The 16,610-nt window shown below is 72.9% G+C and carries 20 protein-coding genes; 5 read left to right on the top strand and 15 right to left on the bottom strand.

What is annotated here, in order from left to right:
• Positions 1 to 8: 8 nt before the first annotated feature.
• From spt4 to EXE42_RS01060, 5 genes are all read right to left on the bottom strand, one after another.
• The gene (gene spt4, locus EXE42_RS01080; RefSeq protein WP_092919942.1) at positions 9 to 206 is read right to left on the bottom strand and encodes a transcription elongation factor subunit Spt4; all 198 of its coding nucleotides are present in this window, start codon (positions 204 to 206) and stop codon (positions 9 to 11) included.
• Entirely contained in the window at positions 206 to 781 is a 576-nt protein-coding gene (locus tag EXE42_RS01075; protein ID WP_092919943.1) for a DNA-directed RNA polymerase, read from the bottom strand. Before EXE42_RS01075 ends, spt4 begins: the two co-directional genes overlap by 1 nt.
• Before the next feature lie 21 nt (positions 782 to 802).
• Entirely contained in the window at positions 803 to 1,273 is a 471-nt protein-coding gene (locus EXE42_RS01070) for a PIN domain-containing protein (RefSeq protein WP_137705734.1), read from the bottom strand.
• Between the two features lies 1 nt (position 1,274).
• Positions 1,275 to 2,519, bottom strand: coding sequence for a translation initiation factor IF-2 subunit gamma (locus EXE42_RS01065; RefSeq protein WP_092919945.1), 1,245 nt, complete (start codon positions 2,517 to 2,519; stop codon positions 1,275 to 1,277).
• Between the two features lie 207 nt (positions 2,520 to 2,726).
• Entirely contained in the window at positions 2,727 to 3,557 is an 831-nt protein-coding gene (locus EXE42_RS01060; RefSeq protein ID WP_092919946.1) for a hypothetical protein, read from the bottom strand.
• Between the two features lie 137 nt (positions 3,558 to 3,694).
• Between EXE42_RS01060 and EXE42_RS01055 the strand changes: the two genes are divergently transcribed.
• Together EXE42_RS01055 and EXE42_RS01050 are read left to right on the top strand one after the other, a co-directional pair.
• On the top strand, positions 3,695 to 4,186 hold the full coding sequence (locus EXE42_RS01055) for a DUF5810 domain-containing protein (RefSeq protein ID WP_092919947.1): 492 nt from the start codon (positions 3,695 to 3,697) through the stop codon (positions 4,184 to 4,186).
• Between the two features lie 36 nt (positions 4,187 to 4,222).
• Positions 4,223 to 4,660 (top strand): DUF5809 family protein, encoded by a 438-nt coding sequence (locus EXE42_RS01050; RefSeq protein WP_092919948.1) that lies wholly within the window; start codon positions 4,223 to 4,225, stop codon positions 4,658 to 4,660.
• A 126-nt stretch (positions 4,661 to 4,786) separates the two neighbouring features.
• Here EXE42_RS01050 and EXE42_RS01045 read toward each other — a convergent pair whose 3' ends face one another.
• The 9 genes from EXE42_RS01045 to EXE42_RS01005 form a co-directional block, all read right to left on the bottom strand.
• Positions 4,787 to 5,053: an elongation factor 1-beta gene (locus tag EXE42_RS01045; protein WP_092919949.1), complete on the bottom strand. Its 267-nt coding sequence runs from the start codon at positions 5,051 to 5,053 to the stop codon at positions 4,787 to 4,789.
• A gap of 1 nt (position 5,054) precedes the next feature.
• Complete coding sequence (locus EXE42_RS01040) at positions 5,055 to 5,234, bottom strand: HVO_2753 family zinc finger protein (protein ID WP_092919950.1); 180 nt, start codon at positions 5,232 to 5,234, stop codon at positions 5,055 to 5,057.
• A gap of 123 nt (positions 5,235 to 5,357) precedes the next feature.
• Positions 5,358 to 6,593, bottom strand: a complete 1,236-nt coding sequence (locus tag EXE42_RS01035; RefSeq protein ID WP_137694747.1) for a tripartite tricarboxylate transporter permease — start codon at positions 6,591 to 6,593, stop codon at positions 5,358 to 5,360.
• An 86-nt stretch (positions 6,594 to 6,679) separates the two neighbouring features.
• The gene (locus EXE42_RS01030) at positions 6,680 to 6,874 is read right to left on the bottom strand and encodes a 30S ribosomal protein S17e (RefSeq protein WP_092919952.1); all 195 of its coding nucleotides are present in this window, start codon (positions 6,872 to 6,874) and stop codon (positions 6,680 to 6,682) included.
• A 108-nt stretch (positions 6,875 to 6,982) separates the two neighbouring features.
• On the bottom strand, positions 6,983 to 7,615 hold the full coding sequence (locus EXE42_RS01025; protein WP_137694746.1) for a DUF447 domain-containing protein: 633 nt from the start codon (positions 7,613 to 7,615) through the stop codon (positions 6,983 to 6,985).
• Positions 7,612 to 8,622: a triphosphoribosyl-dephospho-CoA synthase gene (locus EXE42_RS01020; protein ID WP_137694745.1), complete on the bottom strand. Its 1,011-nt coding sequence runs from the start codon at positions 8,620 to 8,622 to the stop codon at positions 7,612 to 7,614. The genes EXE42_RS01025 and EXE42_RS01020 overlap by 4 nt, the downstream gene beginning before the upstream one ends.
• Positions 8,619 to 9,446: a tRNA-dihydrouridine synthase gene (locus EXE42_RS01015; RefSeq protein ID WP_137705733.1), complete on the bottom strand. Its 828-nt coding sequence runs from the start codon at positions 9,444 to 9,446 to the stop codon at positions 8,619 to 8,621. The genes EXE42_RS01020 and EXE42_RS01015 overlap by 4 nt, the downstream gene beginning before the upstream one ends.
• A complete protein-coding gene (cofD, locus tag EXE42_RS01010; RefSeq protein WP_092919956.1) occupies positions 9,443 to 10,495 on the bottom strand; it encodes a 2-phospho-L-lactate transferase in 1,053 nt (350 codons plus the stop codon). Before cofD ends, EXE42_RS01015 begins: the two co-directional genes overlap by 4 nt.
• Positions 10,496 to 10,790: 295 nt before the next feature.
• A complete protein-coding gene (locus EXE42_RS01005; protein WP_092919957.1) occupies positions 10,791 to 11,696 on the bottom strand; it encodes an isoaspartyl peptidase/L-asparaginase in 906 nt (301 codons plus the stop codon).
• 125 nt (positions 11,697 to 11,821) lie between these two features.
• On the opposite strand from EXE42_RS01005, the gene EXE42_RS01000 reads away from it, so the two are divergent.
• The 3 genes from EXE42_RS01000 to icd all read left to right on the top strand — a co-directional run bounded on the left by EXE42_RS01000 (position 11,822) and on the right by icd (position 15,797).
• A complete protein-coding gene (locus EXE42_RS01000) occupies positions 11,822 to 13,399 on the top strand; it encodes an HTTM domain-containing protein (protein WP_137705732.1) in 1,578 nt (525 codons plus the stop codon).
• A gap of 32 nt (positions 13,400 to 13,431) precedes the next feature.
• Entirely contained in the window at positions 13,432 to 14,406 is a 975-nt protein-coding gene (locus tag EXE42_RS00995; protein ID WP_092919959.1) for a glycosyltransferase, read from the top strand.
• Between the two features lie 128 nt (positions 14,407 to 14,534).
• The gene (gene icd / locus EXE42_RS00990) at positions 14,535 to 15,797 is read left to right on the top strand and encodes an isocitrate dehydrogenase (NADP(+)) (RefSeq protein WP_137705731.1); all 1,263 of its coding nucleotides are present in this window, start codon (positions 14,535 to 14,537) and stop codon (positions 15,795 to 15,797) included.
• 346 nt (positions 15,798 to 16,143) lie between these two features.
• Here icd and EXE42_RS00985 read toward each other — a convergent pair whose 3' ends face one another.
• The gene (locus EXE42_RS00985) at positions 16,144 to 16,557 is read right to left on the bottom strand and encodes an Lrp/AsnC family transcriptional regulator (protein WP_092919961.1); all 414 of its coding nucleotides are present in this window, start codon (positions 16,555 to 16,557) and stop codon (positions 16,144 to 16,146) included.
• Between the last annotated feature and the right edge of the window lie 53 nt (positions 16,558 to 16,610).

Genomic DNA, 16,610 nt, shown 5'->3' with positions numbered 1-16,610 from the left:
CGCGTGGGTTACCGGACCTTGAGCGCGTACGCGCCCGCCTCGGAGACGTTCATCTCCTCGGCGATCTGGCTGTCCGCGGGCTTGGTGATGATGACGTAGCCCGCCCAGTCCTCCGTCAGCGACGACGACCCGCAGAGCGCGCAGGTCTGGGCGTCCGGGTCGTTGACGTGGTGACACTCGCGACACGCCAGGCGGTCCTCGGCCATCAGTCGGCCTCCTCACCGGTCTGTTCGCGGTGTTTCCGCTGCCCCTCGAGCCAGTCGTGTTTGCCGAGGCCCGGCTGTTTCGCCGTGAGCCCGATCTTCGAGTCGCGCGGGTTGCGCTCGTCGATGCTCTTGGTGACGACGCGGACGCGCACGGCGTCGTCGACGCCGAGCGTCTTGTCCGAGTCCGACGAGGCGAGCTGCTGGTTCGCGCCGTCGAACGTGAGGTACTCGTCGGTGATCTGCGAGACGTGGAGCAGCCCGTCCACCGGGCCGATCCCGACGAAGGCCCCGAACTCCACCGTCTCGACGACGGTGCCGTCCGCGACCTCCTGCATGTCGGGGTCGTAGGTGAGCGCGTCGAACTCCGCCTCGTAGTAGACGCCGGGGCGGTTGTGTAACACCGCGCCATCGCCGATGTCGTGAACCTCGATGACGCTCACGACGCTGCCGACGTCCTCGTCCATCCGTCCTTCCAGCTTGTCTTGAAGCAGCGCTTTCACCCGCTCGTCGGTGACGTCCGCCAGGTGCTTCGGCGGGACCTCGACCGTGTCCTTGAGTCGAACTCGTTTGTACATGTTGTTGGTTGTCCGCGGCCGCTAGGGTTCCGTTATCGCCAGTGTGTTCCGACCCCTTAAACCGATTACTGGTGCGTCCGCGGCCAGCACCCGGTTCGCGAGGGGTCCGTCGACCGTGACGACGCCGTCGACCCGGCCGGCCGCGGCCAGGGCGACGAGCGCGTCGTCGGCGTACGATTCGTTCGTTGCCACCGTCTCCGCCCGCTCCGCGAGGTCCGCGCCCACGCTCGCGGCGGTCGCCGCCGCGCCGTTGCCGCCCTGGAGGCCGTCGAGTTCCGCGATCACCGCCGCCGGAACGACGACTTCGTAGCCCCCGAGGAGCCGATCCAACTCCTCGAACAGTCGGAGATCGGCCTCGACCGGGGCCATCAGGGCGCTCGCGTCGAGCGCGATGACCGGAATTCCCTCGGAGCCGTCTCCCGCGAGGCCCTCGGCGCGCGCGTCGCCCGCGGGGCTCGACTCCGGACGGTCCGCGCGGGCGTCGTCGGCCACGCTACGTCAGCGTCCCGACGCCGATGAGTCGCCAGCGCGCGCCGACGCGCCGGTTGATCGCGATCTGGGCGCCCGCCTCCGCGCAGACCGGCCGTTTGAGGCTCACTTCGCACTCGCCGTCGCGCGCGCTCGTCACGGCGCCGACCGTCGTCGCCGTGCCGACCGTGAGCATCAGGGGCTCTCCGGTGCTGATCTCCTCGATGTCGCTCTCGCCGCTCTCGTCGTCCTCCTTGCCGACGACGCGGTCGAGGAGGTCGACCGTCATCTCGAACTCCTCGCGGGTCGGCGGGAGCGTCCCCGGTTCGCCGGCGACCTGGCCGGCGAGGGCGTCGCCCTTCGTCAGGCTCGGGTCGAGCCCCGTTCCGACGCCCAAGAGTCCGCCGGGGCGGGCGGTCTCGACGTCGTTGCTGCCGGCCTGGAGCGACCGGACGGTCGTCTCCAGCGGCCGCCACTCGGTCTGGCCCTCCTCGTCGACCTCGCGCCCCGGTCGGATCTCCAGCCCGTCGCCGACCGACAGCTCGCCGCGGACCAGCGAGCCGCCGACGACGCCGCCCTTGAGGTCCTCGGCGCTCGCGCCCGGACGGTTGATGTCGAACGAGCGGGCCGCGTACATCCGGGCGCTCTCGTCCGGGTCGCGGTCCGGGGTCGGGATCTCGGACTCGACCGCGTCGATGAGGAGGTCCATGTTGACCTCCTGTTGGGCCGACACGGGGACGATCGGCGCGTCCTCCGCGACGGTGCCCTCGACGAACTCCCGGATCTGCTCGTAGTTGTCGACGGCGCGGTCGCGGTCGACCAGGTCGACCTTGTTCTGCGCGATGACGATGTTCTCGATCCCGATGAGATCGAGCGCCATCAGGTGTTCTTCCGTCTGGGCCTGCGGGACGTCCTCGGTCGCGCTCACGACGAGGACCGCCCCGTCCATGATCGAGGCGCCCGAGAGCATCGTCGCCATCAGCGTCTCGTGGCCGGGCGCGTCGACGAACGACACCGTGCGGACCGGCTCGCTCGCGGAGCCGTCCTCGCACTCCTCGTCGACGGTGTAACACTCGGGCTCGTCGACGCCGGGACAGCGGCGGAACGTCGCGTCCGCGTACCCCAGCCGGATCGAGATGCCGCGTTTCATCTCCTCGCTGTGCTGGTCGGTCCACGAGCCGGACAACGCCTGTACCAGCGTGGTCTTCCCGTGGTCGACGTGACCGACGAGACCGATGTTCACCTCCGGTTGTGTGTTGGCTTCAGTCACTGTTGAACCTCCTAACGGAGTAGTCTTATGCGAATTTCGCCCCGTGCGAGTGATAAAGTTGCTGTTATCGTAGCGTCAGCGTCGCCGGTGACGGCGGCCGTCTGAGCGGCGCGCCCGCGAGGAGCCGGCCCCGCGCCGACTCCGCGGCGCGGCCCCGCCTCGACGCGTTACCGTGCCGACCCCGCGGCGCGGTCCCGCCTCGACGCGTTACCGTGTCGGTCCCGCCTCGACGCGTCCGTGCCGATCGAGGCGCGGCAGGAACTCGCCGAGCCCTTCGAGGAGCGCGTCCTCGTCGCTGATCCGTTCCCGCTCGAAGGTCCGGGCGGGGAGGTACCACCGCGAGCGGACGAGTTCGATCCGCTCGTCGGTCACCCGGTACCCGTCGAGGTCGTCCCAGCCCGTGACCGCCCGGTCGACGCGGAGCCCCTCGTCGGTCACGGCCACCTCCGAACCGTCGTCTCCGAAGAGGAGGAGGAACGTCGTCGAGACGCCGCCGAACGCCGGCCAGACCGCTTCGAAGCCGCCGTCGACCGTCACCGCGAGGAACGCGGCGACGGCCACGAGCGAGCCGGCGAGGACCGCGCCGCCGGCGAGGACCGGCCAGTCCCGCCCCTCGTCGTCGGTCCCGCCGACGGTGACGACCGCCACCTCCGTCGCGGCCTCGCGGACGCGCCGGCTCCGAAGGACCGCGCCGCCCACCGGAACGCCGATCCCGGGGAGCACGGCGAGGAGCCCGACCGCGGCGACGCGCGCCGCGGCGGACCCGGGAGTCGTCGCCAAGACCATGTACGGTAGGTAGGCGAGCGCCGGGACGACCGAGGCGACCGCCACGGGTAGCGTCGCGGCGGCGCCCGCGATGTCGTCGATCCGCCGAGCGGCGACCGCGACGACGACGGCGACGACGGCGCCGGCCGCGGCGAGCGCGGGAATCCGTGTCACACTCAGCGCGGGCGACCGGCCCGACAGCGCGAGGGCGGGCGTCGCGACCGTCGCGACGTACGTCCCGATGAGGGCTTCGAGGGCCCGTCGCTCTCGCATACCGCCCCGTTCGGGCGCGACCGCAAAAAATCGTCCCGTCGGCGCCGAACGCGCGCGAGGCCCGGCAGGACCCGTCGCCCGGAAGAGAGCGCACGTCCGACGCGACTTTACACCCCACTCGCCTACCACCGCTCGACATGGGATACGCGTGCCCGGTCTGCGACACGCCGCAGCGCGACGGCGAACACCTCGCGCACCACCTCGCGTTCACGGCGATGCTCCACGGCGGCGACCACGAGTCGTGGCTCGACGAGCGCGTCGACGACTGGAGCGAGCGGGAACCGACGGCGCTCGCCGCCGAGGTGACGCCGCACGCCGAGGACGCCGAGTACGACGAGGTGTTCGAGGACACCGTCCCGCGCGGCCGCCCGGACGTGGGGATGGGCTCGGGCGGAGAGGCGGCCTCCTCGGACCACGGCCACGACCACGGTCGCGGCTCCGCTCACGACCACGGCGCCGACCCGGATCCCGCCCCCGACGCGGGCGTCCCGGACCCCGACGCGGTCGACGACCCGACCGTCGCCGAGGCGCTCCGCGAAGCGCGCGAGCTGACCCGGGAGGGGGCCGCGGACGACGGCGACGCGGGCGCGGAAGACGAAGCGGACGACGCCGACGCCCCCGACTCGTAGCGGAACGCCCTTCCCGCCCCTCGGCCAACTCCAGGCATGGAGACCAGAGGCACGTTCGCCCCGGAGACCCGCGCCGACGCGCTCGAACGGTACGAGGAGGTCGGGCCCGTCGCGCAGGTGGTCGTCCGCGAGGCGACGAAGGCGATGTCGTTCGACGCCGACGAGTACGACGAGCGCGTCACGCCCGAGGTGATCCGGACCGCCCGCGACGCGACGTTCGCCGAACTGCTCGCGGTCCACGTCGGTGAGGGCGACGAGTTCGACGAGTGGCTCGCGGCCAGCGAGTTCGACGACGAGGACGTGGTGCGGATCGGCTCCGACAACGTCGACAACGTCGTCTGGCATCCGGTCCCCTTCGCGGATGCGGTGATCGCGGCCACGTATCAGGAGGAGCCGGACGCGGCGGCCAGCACCCTGCGCCGCAACGCTTTCGGGCGCGTGTACCGCGAGGAGTTCTACGAGTCGGGCCGGTAGCCGGCCGACGGCAGCGTCACGGCGACGGGCCGGTCGCGAACGCCGGAGCGGCCGCTCTCCGAGACGAACGAAGCCGCAGAATCGGACCGCGAGCGTCGCTGACGGCGACGCGCTAGCGTCGGCGCTCTACAGGCGACCGACGTTCTCGACCGCGACGGATTCGACCTTCTCGACCTGCGAGAACGCCTCCTCGACGGCTTCCGTGCCGCCCGCGCCGTCGGGGACGATGACGGTCGGGAGGAGCGCGACCAGCCCGAACGCGACGTCGTCGCGCTCGAAGCCGCGGATCTTCGCGCCCTCGGGGAGGACCTCTTCCAGACGGTCCTGGAGGTCGTCGAGGTCGACCTCGGGGCTGTTCGGCATGACCTTGATCTTGGCGGCGACGTCGCCCATCTTACGGCCCCCGGAAGCCGCAGTCGTGGCACTCGTAGAGGTTGCTCTGCTTCCGGCACTTCGAGCACCGGTAGATGGTGGCGCCGCAGTCCGGACAGGAGAACCGCGCGGCGTTCATGCCGGACACCTGGATCCCACAGGAGACGCACTGCGGGGTACCCTGAGAGTCGCTCTGGCTCATACGTCTACTCACCAGCGCGCGACTTTTAACCGTTGTTCTTTGCCCCGCGAGCGGCGTGCGCCTCGATACCGCACCGCTCGATAGGCGCGCTCACGGCGGACCGTCGCGGTCCCGTGGGGAGTCTCACCCGACGATCAGCGGTCCGATCAACACGCCCATGAGATGGACGCGGCGCGCTCCGACCCGCGGCGGAACGAGCCCCAGCGCGCCGGCGACGAGGAGGACGCCGACGCCGAACATCCCGGCGAACGCGTACGAGAGGAGCGCGAGCAGCCCCAACACCCCGACCGAGAGCCGGGTGTAGTCGGCGTTCCCGACGATCCGCAGGTACGGGTCACCGACCAGCACGACCAGCGAGAACCCGAAGCAGGCGGCCGTCGCGGCCGCGACGAGCAGTATCGGCAGCGCGAACGGCACGCCGGCCCGGTCGAGCGCGACGGTCACGCCCGTCCGCGGTGTCTCGAGCGCGACCAGCGCGAACAGTGCGAATATCGTGTTCGCCGTGCTCGCGCCGCTCGTCGCCACGACGAACCCGCGGTCGGCCGACGCGCGCGGCACCGCGGGCATCGCGGCCACGGCGGCGATGGCGGCCGACACGCCCGGGACGTACCCGACCAGGGCTCCCGCGAGCGATCCGGCTCCCGCGCTCGTCCCGAGGTCGCGGGCGTCCATCGCGATCCGCGGGTCCGCCTGCGGCGGAACCCCCTCCCCGCCGAGCGCGTCGACGAGGACCGGGACGCCGAACAGCCCGGCGAAAAGCGGCGCCAGGACGCCCCCGGTCGACAGCGGCGCCGCGGGGTCGGCGTCGAGCGTCGCCAGTCCGAGCGCGGCGCTCGCGAGGAACGCGACGAGGCCGCCGACCGCGGCCCGCCGCGACGACTCCGTGAGCACGAGCAGGGCGACGACGCCGGCGAGCAGCAGCGGCAGGTGCGCGCGCAGCGTCGGGTACCCCCGAACCATGAGCCACGTGATCGGGACCGCCAGCGGGACCGCGAGCGCGACCGCCAGCCCGGAGCCGACCGCGGAGAGACGGACCGCCTCGCGCCCCCGGCCCGCGATCACCAACCGGTGCCCGGGGAGGGCGGCGACCGCGGTCGCGGCGTCCGGCACGCCGAGCGCGAGCGCGGGAACGATGTCGAGGAACGAGTGGACGACGCCGGCGCCGAGCATCGCGACGCCGACGAACAGCGGGTCCGCGGGCACCGACGGGGCGAACCCGGCCAGGAGGAGCGCGAAGTTGTTGGCGTGGAGCCCGGGGACCAGCCCGCTCGCGGTCCCGAGTGCGACGCCGCCGAGCAGAAACGCGAGCGCGCCGGCCGCGAACGTCGGATCGACCACCGGCCGCACGAGCGCGTCCATCGAGGTGGGGTGGCCGCGGCTCCTGACTTAACGTGTCGGCCGACGCCGCCCGTCAGCGGAACCTGTCTCGGCTCGAATCCGAACGGTTAGGCGTGGTTCGCCGCCTGCGCCTTCTTCTGCGTGACGTAGCCGGCGATGCGGTTGCGGACGCCCTTCGACTCGACGGTGGTCAGGGCGGTGACGCTCTCCTTGTTCGTCTCGAAGTCGGTGTTGAACGAGTCGGGGTACCGCTCCAGCAGGACGGTCCCGAGCTGCTTGATGTACTTGGGTTTGATGGCCATACCGAGCGGTACCGGCGGCCCGAACTAAAAGGGTTCGTTCCGCCGTGAGCGGCCGCGAGCCCCGGTCACCGCGGCTCGGGTCCGGCTCGCCGCGCCGCCCCCGCGCCGTCAGGACCGGTCGCGCTCCCGCCAGCCGGTCGCCTCGTCGATCCGCGCGAACGCCTCGCGCTCGGCCGGTCCGCCGCAGCGTTCCACCACGTCCGCGAAGTACTCCAGTCGCTCCAGTAGCTCGTCGGCGTCGAACGCCGGCACGTCCAGCCGCGAGGCGGCCACCGTGGCGTCGACGACCGCGCCGAACCCGCGGTTCACCGTCGGCACGCGCTCGGTCACGACCTCCGACTCGACCGGCGACAGCGCCCACGTCCGGACCGTGGTGTCGCCCTCGGTCTCGACCGCGACCTCTTCGACATCGACCTCGACCCACGCGTCGGCGCTCGGGAGGACCGCCGCGTCGACTTCCCGGACCGTCAGCGCCGCGTCGACGAACGTCCGCGGGTCGACGGTGAACTGGACCACGCCGCCGCCGCGCTCGGTGAAGTTCCGCCACGTGCGAGTGCGTCCGTAGGTTCGCGCGGTGACGGGACCGTCGGGGTCGTCCGGCGCGTGAAGTCCCAGCGCCGCGACGTTCCACCGGTCGTTCGGGCCGCGCGTCGTCACGACGGATTCGGTGACGCCGCGGAGCGGGACCGGCCAGCCGTCGGGGACGACGCCGGAGGGGTCTGCCCCCCGTTCGTCGCTCACGGCGCCACCTCCGCGCCCCGTCGGAGCGCGACGAACAGCGCCGCGCAGGTGAGGTCGGCGGTCGTCCCGGGGTTTATTCCCTCGTCGACGAACGCCTCCGCGAGCACCTCCGCGGCGGCGAGGTCGGCCCCGTGAACGGCCTCTGCCGGGACCGCGTCGACGCCGCCGATGCCGTCCGGTCCCGCCGACTCCACTCCCAGCAGCGCCGCCGCCCGCGCGCTCGCCTCGCGGGCCGTCTCCGCCCCCTGCGTCGACGCGACCAGCGTGTCGGGCCCCGCCGCGAGCAGTCCCAGGAACGCCCGCGCGGCCCGGTCCGCGAGGGGCCCCTCGTCGGTCAGGATCCACTCGGCCGCGCGGAACGTCCGCGGGAACCCCTCGGTCCACTCCGCGGCGTTGCGGTCTGGGACGCGGTTCGCCTCCGCCGAATCGGTCGCCTCCGCCGAATCACTCGGCGCCGCGGACAGCGCCAGCACGTCGCGCAGGGTCATCTCGCGCTCGCGGACGGCGGGCTCGGCGTCGCCTCCGCGGCGCACGTCGAGGTCGTCGGCGCCCGGCGGCGGGTCGTCGACCGCGACGTCGACGACCTCGAACGCGCGGTAGAAGGCGACCGCGTCGTCGACGGTCGTCGCCCGGCAGACCGCGTCGACGCCGGCGGGCGAGAGTTCGCGGTCGGAGTCCGCTGCCGCCCGTACCAACGGGACCAGGAGCAGCAGACAGCCGAACTGCGTGTTCGTGCGCGCGCGCTCGGCCATCCCGGAGACGGCGCGCTCGAAGGCGCCGCCGACCGATGCGACCTCGTCTCCGGGACCCTCGCCCGCCGCCAGTTCGAGCCCCTCTCGGGCGCCGACCGCGCCGCCGAGGAACGACTCGAACCGCAGGTCGTCGAGGTCGCGACGCCGGTCGACGTTCCCCGGCTTCGGCGTGCCGGCCACCTCTACCAGGAGCGCCAGCGTCGCGTCGTCGACGGGGTCGGTGGGTCGCCGGCCCCCTCGCGCGTCCCGGCTCACGGTCTCGCCTCCCGTTCGGGATCCGCCTTGTCGCCGCCCCTCGACACCGTCCCCGAACGCCACGCCTCGACCGCGTCACCGACGCGCGCGAGGGCGGGCGGGTCCTCCGTCGGGCGGCCGACGCTCACCGCGTCCGCGCCGTACGCGGCGTACTCCGCGACGGTCTCCCGGCCGCGAACGCCGTTGTTGGCGACGAGCGTCAGGTCAGCGAGGCCGTCCCCGTCGCCCCTCTCGGGCGCCGCGTCGACCGCCGTCGCGATATCGGCGATCACCGCCTCCGAGTCCATCGCGTCGACGTGGAGCCAGTCCGCGCCGGCGTCCGCGGCGGTCTCCGCGACCGCGACGAGGTCGACACCGGGGACCTCGGCGCGGACCTTCACGCTCGTCGTCGCGTCCGTCTCGGCCGCGGCGGCGACGTACCGCGCGAGGCGACCGGGATCGCGGAGGAGGGACTCGCCGCAGCCGACCGCGCGCAGTTCGGGCTGCCGGCAGTGGGCGTTGATCTCACAGACCGCGCCGCGGTCGGCGCAGACCTTCGCCGCTTCGCGGACCGGACCCCGGGTCGCGCTCCGGACGTTGACCCCGGGTCGAACCGGCGCGTCCGCGAGCGCGTCGAGCTGATCGGCGGCGAAGGCGAGCGGGTCGGCGGGGAGGAACTCGTCTCGCCCGCGCGAGACGAGGTCCCGGGCGGCCGCCCGGCTCACCGGGTCGATCGCGATCCCGCCGAGGAGCGCGACGTCGACGTGGTCGGCCGCGGCGCGGGCCCACTCGGCGTCCGCGGCCCCGCTGAGGCTCGCGGCGACGAGGAGGGGTCCCCGGGTCACTTCCCACCCCCCCGCGGAGCCCGGGAAGCCGGCGCGTCGCCGGCGACCGCTTCCAGGGCGCGCTCGCAGGCCAGAGCGACGCGCTCGGCGTCGTCTGCGTCGTCGATCCGCGTGTCTGTGCGCTCGACGTGGCGGTCGAGGTCGGTCCGGTCCGCCTCGTCGAGGACGAACGCGTCCGCGAAGGGGTACGCCTCCGCGACGCCCGCCGTCGACGGTTCGCGGCCGACGCCCGACATCAGCTCCGCCGCCGGCCCGGAGAACACCTCGTCGCCGACGAACGGCGAGACGGCGACCACCGGCGTCTCCCGGAGCGCGCGCTCGAAGCCGGGCAGCGCCAGCATCGGCCCGAGGCTCGTCACGGGGTTCGAGGGACCGATCACGACCGGGTCCGCGAGCGCCTCGACGACCGCGTCGGTCGGCTCGGCGTCGTCCGCGCCTCGGAACTCCACGTCGGCGACCGGCGGCTCGCCGCGGCGCGCGACCCAGTACGCCTGGAAGTGGAGCGTCTCGCCGCCCTCGGTGTGGATCAGCGTCGCGACCGGCTCGTCGGACATCGGGAGGAGGTCGACGTCGAGGTCGAACGCGTCCGCGAGGACTCGGACCGCTTCGGTGAGCGACTTCCCCTCGTCGAGCAGGCTCGTGCGCGTGAGGTGGACCGCGCGGTCGCGGTCGCCGATCTCCATGAACTCACCGACCGCCGAGAACCGCCGCCAGCGGGCGAGCTCGCGGCCCGCGGTCTGTACCGCGTCGTCGAGGTAGCGGGGAGCGCCCGGCTCGCCCTCGATCGCGTCCCCGGCCGCGGCCGCGAGTCGGGAGAGCTCCTCGTGGGTCGCGGTCGTGTCGCCGTCGATCCCCCACCACGTCTCGCGGTCGAGGACGCCGCCGCCCGCGAACAGCACGGTGTCGACGTCGGGGCAGACGAGGTGGCCGCCGATCTCGACGTCGTCGCCCGTGTTGGCGACGACCGCGGTCTCGGCCGGGTCCCACACCCGAGCCGCGCCGTCGAGGAGCTTCGGCGTGCCCGTCCCCCCGGCGAGGAAGGTTACCATACCGGCGCAAGGCGGCCGCCGGATTTGTATCCTCGCCTCCGCGGGCGTCGCGGGGAACCGGGATCGAGCCGCGAATTTGTCTGTCAGCGATCGACGACGCTCAATCGATCCTCACGACCGGCGCGTGCCCGCGAGCGGCCGCCTTCGGGGCCGCGAGTCGCGCAAGCCCTCGCCGGGTCTGTAGGCGGAGCAGGCCGAGTGCCTCGGGGCTTGACCCCGAGGCGGTTCACCGCCGGACACGGTTTCCAACGAGCGGCCGGCGCTTCGGAAGCTCACGCCGCCAGTCCGCTGTCAGCTACGTATCAGCGACGCTCGTCTGCATTCCCTCGGTGTTGAACGCGCTCCCCGCCCCTTCGTCGCCGAGGACGATGACGCCCGCCCCCGACCCGGTGATCTCCTCGAACTCCTCGATCGCGCGGTCGGCCGCCTGTTGGGCGTCGAGTCCGTCGTCGAGGTGGTCGACGGCGCGCCGCGAGAGCGTCACGCGGGCGATGTCCTCGCCGGCCCCCGTCGCGCTCGCGCCGCCCGCCTCGGTGCAGAAGAAGCCCGAGCCGACCTGCGGCACGTCGCCGACGCGGCCGGCGAGCGCGAACGACCGGCCGCCGGTGGAGGTCACCGCCGCGAACGCCTCGCCGTCGGTCGCCACCGCGCCGACCGTGTCGTGGTCGGGCGCGTCGCCCTTCGCGCCGTCTTCCGACCCTCCGCCCGCCTGGTCGTCGCCCGAGCCGAACCGCGAGGCGAGCCAGCCGAGGTGCTCGCGGGGACCGCCCCGCGGCGGGTCCTCGGCCTCGTAGCGCTCCCGCGTCTCGTCGGTGAGCAGGTCGACGCCCGTCTCGACGCCGAATTCGTCCGCGAGATCGACGGCGTGGCCGCCCGAGACGAAGATATGGGGCGTCTCCGTGTGGACGACGCGGGCGACGCTCGCCGCGCGTTCGACGCCGGGCATCGAGCAGGCCGCGCCGATCTCGCGGTCCGAGGTCATCACCCCGGCGTCGGTACGGACGGCGCCGTCCGACTGTATTGCGCCGCCGACGCCCGCGTTGAACCGCGGATCCGCTTCGAGGACGCCGACCGCGGACTCCACCGCGTCGAGCGGCGTCACGGCGTCGGCGCCGCGAGCGGCCGCCTCGTCGAGGACCGCCTGTCTGGGCTCCGGGTCGTCTGGAGTGCCGCCGGCGCCGCCGTGGACGATGACTCGCATACGGGGGGCTGCCGCGGCGGCCACATAAGCGCCCGGAACCCGGCGGCGACCGCGGGGAGTCGCCCGGCGTCCGCGCGTCGACGCCGCAAGACCTATTCCCGCCGCTGGGCGATCCGACGGCAACCGTGACGACCGCCGATTCCGCCGGCGCCGGGAGGTCAACGAGCCGCGAGCGCCTCGCCCCGCGACTCCGCGCCGCGATCCGACGCCGCCTCGGGATCGACCCGCGCGCGCTCGCCGCGTTCCGAATCGCGCTCGGCGTCGTCCTCCTCGTCGACCTCGCGCTCCGCGCGCGGAACCTCACCGCCTTCTACACCGACGCGGGCGTCCTCCCGCGGGCGACGCTCGCCGAGGCGCGCCCGCTCGGCGCCCGCCTCTCGCTCCACGCCCTCTCCGGCGACCCGCGGGTCGTCTCCCTGCTGTTCGCCCTCGCCGCGGTCGTCGCCGTCGCGCTCGCGGTCGGGTATCGGACCCGCGTCGCGACCGCGGTCTCTCTGCTCCTGCTCGCGTCGCTTCAGGCGCGGAACCCGTTCGTCCTCAACGCCGGCGACACCCTCCTCCTCCAGCTGCTCGGCGCCGGGCTGTTGTGTCCGCTCGGCGCGCGCTGGTCGCTCGACGCGGTCCGACGCAGCGGCGCCGAGATCGCGGACTCGACGACCGACTCGCCGGAGTCGACGGCGGCCACCCCGGCCGACCGCGTCGCTGTCGCGGCCGACCGCGTCGCCGGTCCCGCCTCGGCGCTCCTCCTGTCCCTCGCGGTCGTGGTGTACGTCTCCAACGCGGTCGCGAAGTTCCGCGGGACGACCTGGCCCGCGGGCGAGGCCGTCGGGCTCGTCTTCCGGCTCACCTACCTCCACGGCCCGCTCGGGGGGCTCGTCCCCGAGTGGCCAGTCCTGCTTTCGGCGGCCACCTACGGTTGGCTCGCGCTCCTCGTCGCGTCCCCGCTGCTGATCGCGGCCGCCGGCCGGATCCGGGCGGCGCTCGCGGGGACGCTCCTCGCGGCGCACCTCTCGATGGCCCTCACGCTCCAGATCGGCGTCTTCTCCGTCGTCTCCGCGACCGCGCTGGTCCCCTTCTTCCCGCCGTTCGTCTGGGACCGGGTCGAGCGCGCGGTCGCTCCGGCGGCCGAGCGACTTCGTCGCCTTCCGGGCGCGCCCGGGGCCGCCGGTCCGCCGATCGGAGACGGACCGATCCGGGTCCTCCGCGGGTGGGCCGCGGCCGCGGTCCCGGCCCTGGCCGCGGTCCTCCTCGTCGCGCTCGTCGCGTGGAACGGGATGGCGCTCGGGCTCGTCGAGGCGCCCGGGCCGGTCGCGTCGGTGTCGGACCCGACCGAGAGGGGTTGGGACATGTTCGCGCCCGATCCCCCCTCGACCGACGCGCTCGTCCTGGCGACCGCGACGACCGCCGACGGCGACCGGATCGACGCCCTCTACGGCGACCGGGTCGCACGCGACCGGCCGCCGTCCGACGCCCGCGCCTACCCGACCGCGCGCTGGCGGAAGTTCCTCACCCGGCTCGCGGACGATCCCGACCCGAACCGCGTCGGGCCGGCGCTCGCACACCTCTGCGACCGCGCGGCTGAGTTCGCGGGCGAGGACGGCGCTCCGATCCGGTCGGTCACGGTCTCGGCGGTCGACGTCGATGTCGAGACCGGTGAGACCCGCGTCGACGAGCTCGGGACGCGCTCGTGTTCGACGCCGTGACCGTTTAGCCCTCGCCGCGCGAACGGATCGGCGTGACCGATTCGGACCCGACCGCGGCGGCGAGTCCGACGCCCGTGTCGGTGCTGCTGCCGACCGTCCGCTGGACCGACGCCTGCGACGAGGTCGCAGCACAGCTCCGGGGCCCGGGGGCGTTCCACGCCGAGGGCAGCGACGAGCTCCTCGTGATCTGCGACTCCCCGGACGACCCCGTCGCGGACCGGCGCGGCGACCTCCCCGACCGGGTCCGCGTCCTGATCGCGGGCGAGCCCGAGGGGTGCTCCGGGAAGGCGAACGCGATAGCGGTCGGGATGGCGGCGGCCGCGAACGACCGGATCGCCTGGACCGACGACGACTTCCACCACCCGCCGGACTGGGTGGCGACGCTCGACGACGACTACGACCGGCAGGGGCCCACGACGGAGCTCCCGGTGTTCGTCGGGCCGGACCCGCTCGCCCGGCTGTTCGAGCCGGCGTACGTCATCGGCGGGACGCTCGCGGTGTTCGCGGCCGGGGTCGCGTGGGGCGGCGCGGTGATATTCGAGCGCGGCGACCTCCGCGACGGCGAGGCGGCGTTCCGCCGAGACCTCAGGCGGACGGTCAGCGACGACGGGACGCTCAGCGAGCACCTCGACGTGACCGCGGTCGACCGGACGCGACGCGTCCGAGCCGGCGGTTCGCTCCGCGGATCGCTGGAGCGGTTCGTCCGCTTCCTGTCGATCACCCGGCACCACGCGCCGGCGGCGACCGCGTTCAACGTCCTCTTCGGCGTCGTCATGGCCGCGATCTGTCTATTCGCACCGGTCGCCGGCGTGACCCTCGTCACGGCGCTCGCCGGCGTCGCCTACGCCCGGTTCGGGGTCCGGCGCGCGACGTTCCTGCTCGCGGCGCCCGGCGTGTTGATCGCCCCGCCGCTGATGGCGTACGCGTTCGCGCGCCGGACGTTCGTCTGGGGCGGCCGCCGCTACCGCTGGCGGTCGATGTTCGACGTCGAGGTCGAGCCGGTCTGAGTCGGGGGACGATCGAGGCGGTCAGACGCGGCGGCGAGCGCGCGCCGAAACCGGCAAACGCTGCGAGCGCGACGCTCACGCCGAAAACGGCAGGCACTTTAGGGGCCCAACTGAATCGGCGGACGTTCATGAGCTACGATAAGGTCGACGTCCCCGACGACGGCGAAGCCATCACGCTCGCCGACGAGGAGACCGGCGAGCTGAACGTTCCGTCCAACCCGATCATCCCGATCATCCACGGCGACGGAATCGGCACCGACGTCGGGCCGGCCGCACAGCGGGTACTCGACGCAGCCGCCGAGGCGACGGGTCGATCCATCGCGTGGATGCGCGTCTACGCCGGCGGGAGCGCCCGCGAGATGTACGACGAGAACCTCCCCGAGGACACCGTCTCGGCCATCCGCGACCACCGCGTCGCGATCAAGGGCCCGCTGACGACGCCGGTCGGCGCCGGCTTCCGCTCGCTGAACGTCGCGCTCCGAAAGACGCTCGACCTCTACGCGAACGTCCGCCCGACGTACTACATCGAGGGCGTTCCGTCGCCGGTCAAGAGCCCGGAGGAGATGGACATGATCACCTTCCGTGAGAACACGGAGGACGTCTACGCCGGCATCGAGTGGGAGGCCGGCACCGACGAGGTCGAGGCGGTACGCGAGTTCCTCGAAGACGACATGGAGGTCGCCGACGTCATCCACGACGGCCCGGTCGGCATCGGCGTCAAACCCATCTCCGAGTTCGGCTCGAAGCGCCTCATCCGCGAGGCGATCGACTACGCGGTCGCCAACGACCGCGACTCGGTCACCCTCGTCCACAAGGGGAACATCATGAAGTTCACCGAGGGCGCCTTCCGCGACTGGGGCTACGAGGTCGCCGAGGAGGAGTACGGCGAGGACGTGATCACGGAGGACCGGCTCTGGGACGAGTACGACGGCGAGCAGCCCGAGGGCACCGTCGTCGTCAACGACCGCATCGCGGACAACATGCTCCAGCAGCTGTTGACCCGCACCGACGAGTACTCGGTCATCGCGACGATGAACCTCAACGGCGATTACATGTCCGACGCCGCCGGCGCGCAGATCGGCGGGCTCGGCATCGCGCCCGGCATCAACCGCGGTCACGGTCGCTGTCTCGCCGAGCCCGTCCACGGCTCCGCGCCCAAGTACGCCGGCGAGGACAAGGTGAACCCCACCGCGATGATCCTCTCGGGCCGCGAGATGCTCGACTACATCGGCTGGTTCGACGCCGCGGACCTCGTGCGCGACGCCGTCGAGGAGACGATCGCGTCCGGCCAGGTCACCTACGACCTCCACCGGCAGATCGAGGGCGGCGAGAAGCTCGCGACGAGCGAGTTCGCGGACGCCGTCGTCGAGCAGATCGACGAGCTGGCGTAAGCCTCGGCCGGCGGCGTCGACCTCGCGTTCACCGACTTCCCTCGTTTTTCGACTGCGAGCGCGAGCGGCGTCTATACTTATAAACGGCAGTTGTCCGTAGATCGACGGTGAACACCGCCGAAGCCCCTTTGAGCCCCGCCCAGCCGCACCGCACCGCACCTCACGCCTCCCCAGCCTCGTCACCGGACTACGTCCGGTTTCAAGCGAGAGCGAAGCTCTCGCCCTGTCGGTGGTTCGGAGCGGAGCGACGGACCACCGACTCCCTCGCGGGCTGGCTCGCGGCCGCCGCCGGCGGCCGCTCGCAGGCGCGCCGCCGCGGAGTTACATGTAAACGGTCGCCGCTCGCCTACCCGAGCCGCTCGTCGAGGATGAGCCGCGTCTTCGTCGACTTGACCTCGTCCATCTCGCGGGCCTGCGTGATCAGCTCGTTGACCGCGCGGGTGTCGACCGCGTCGACGACGAGGACCACGTCCTCCTCGCCCGACACCTGCCAGACGAAGTCGACCTCCTCCCACTCCACCATCCGCTGGCCGACCTCGTCGGTGTTGACGTTCATCTCCACCGAGATCTCGATCATCGCTTTCACGTTCCCGGTGCGGGTCGTGACCGTGAACCGCTCGATCACGCCCTCTTCGGTCATGCGGTCGACGCGGTTGCGCACGGTCCCCTCGGAGGTCCCCACCCGGTCCGCGATCTCCGTGTAGGGGGTCCGCGCGTCCCGTCGCAGGATCGAGAGGATCCGTCGGTCGAGGTCGTCCATACCCGATCCTCTCTCACCCGCCGCCTTACCCGTTACGAATATCGTAACGAACC

This window comes from Halorubrum sp. SP3, from assembly GCF_005435195.1.
GTDB lineage: Archaea > Halobacteriota > Halobacteria > Halobacteriales > Haloferacaceae > Halorubrum > Halorubrum sodomense.
This window is presented reverse-complemented; position numbering and strand designations above follow the sequence as displayed.

What these genes read in the sequence shown, in the direction of transcription:
- EXE42_RS01060 (WP_092919946.1), bottom strand. Translation starts at nt 3,557, where the DNA reads ATGCGAGAGCGACGGGCCCTCGAAGCCCTCATCGGGACGTACGTCGCG.
- EXE42_RS01035 (WP_137694747.1), bottom strand. Translation starts at nt 6,593, where the DNA reads ATGGACGCGCTCGTGCGGCCGGTGGTCGATCCGACGTTCGCGGCCGGC.
- EXE42_RS01055 (WP_092919947.1), top strand. Translation starts at nt 3,695, where the DNA reads ATGGGATACGCGTGCCCGGTCTGCGACACGCCGCAGCGCGACGGCGAA.
- EXE42_RS00985 (WP_092919961.1), bottom strand. Translation starts at nt 16,557, where the DNA reads ATGGACGACCTCGACCGACGGATCCTCTCGATCCTGCGACGGGACGCG.
- EXE42_RS01005 (WP_092919957.1), bottom strand. Translation starts at nt 11,696, where the DNA reads ATGCGAGTCATCGTCCACGGCGGCGCCGGCGGCACTCCAGACGACCCG.
- EXE42_RS01050 (WP_092919948.1), top strand. Translation starts at nt 4,223, where the DNA reads ATGGAGACCAGAGGCACGTTCGCCCCGGAGACCCGCGCCGACGCGCTC.
- EXE42_RS01075 (WP_092919943.1), bottom strand. Translation starts at nt 781, where the DNA reads ATGTACAAACGAGTTCGACTCAAGGACACGGTCGAGGTCCCGCCGAAG.
- icd (WP_137705731.1), top strand. Translation starts at nt 14,535, where the DNA reads ATGAGCTACGATAAGGTCGACGTCCCCGACGACGGCGAAGCCATCACG.
- spt4 (WP_092919942.1), bottom strand. Translation starts at nt 206, where the DNA reads ATGGCCGAGGACCGCCTGGCGTGTCGCGAGTGTCACCACGTCAACGAC.
- EXE42_RS01040 (WP_092919950.1), bottom strand. Translation starts at nt 5,234, where the DNA reads ATGAGCCAGAGCGACTCTCAGGGTACCCCGCAGTGCGTCTCCTGTGGG.
- EXE42_RS01030 (WP_092919952.1), bottom strand. Translation starts at nt 6,874, where the DNA reads ATGGCCATCAAACCCAAGTACATCAAGCAGCTCGGGACCGTCCTGCTG.
- EXE42_RS01045 (WP_092919949.1), bottom strand. Translation starts at nt 5,053, where the DNA reads ATGGGCGACGTCGCCGCCAAGATCAAGGTCATGCCGAACAGCCCCGAG.
- cofD (WP_092919956.1), bottom strand. Translation starts at nt 10,495, where the DNA reads ATGGTAACCTTCCTCGCCGGGGGGACGGGCACGCCGAAGCTCCTCGAC.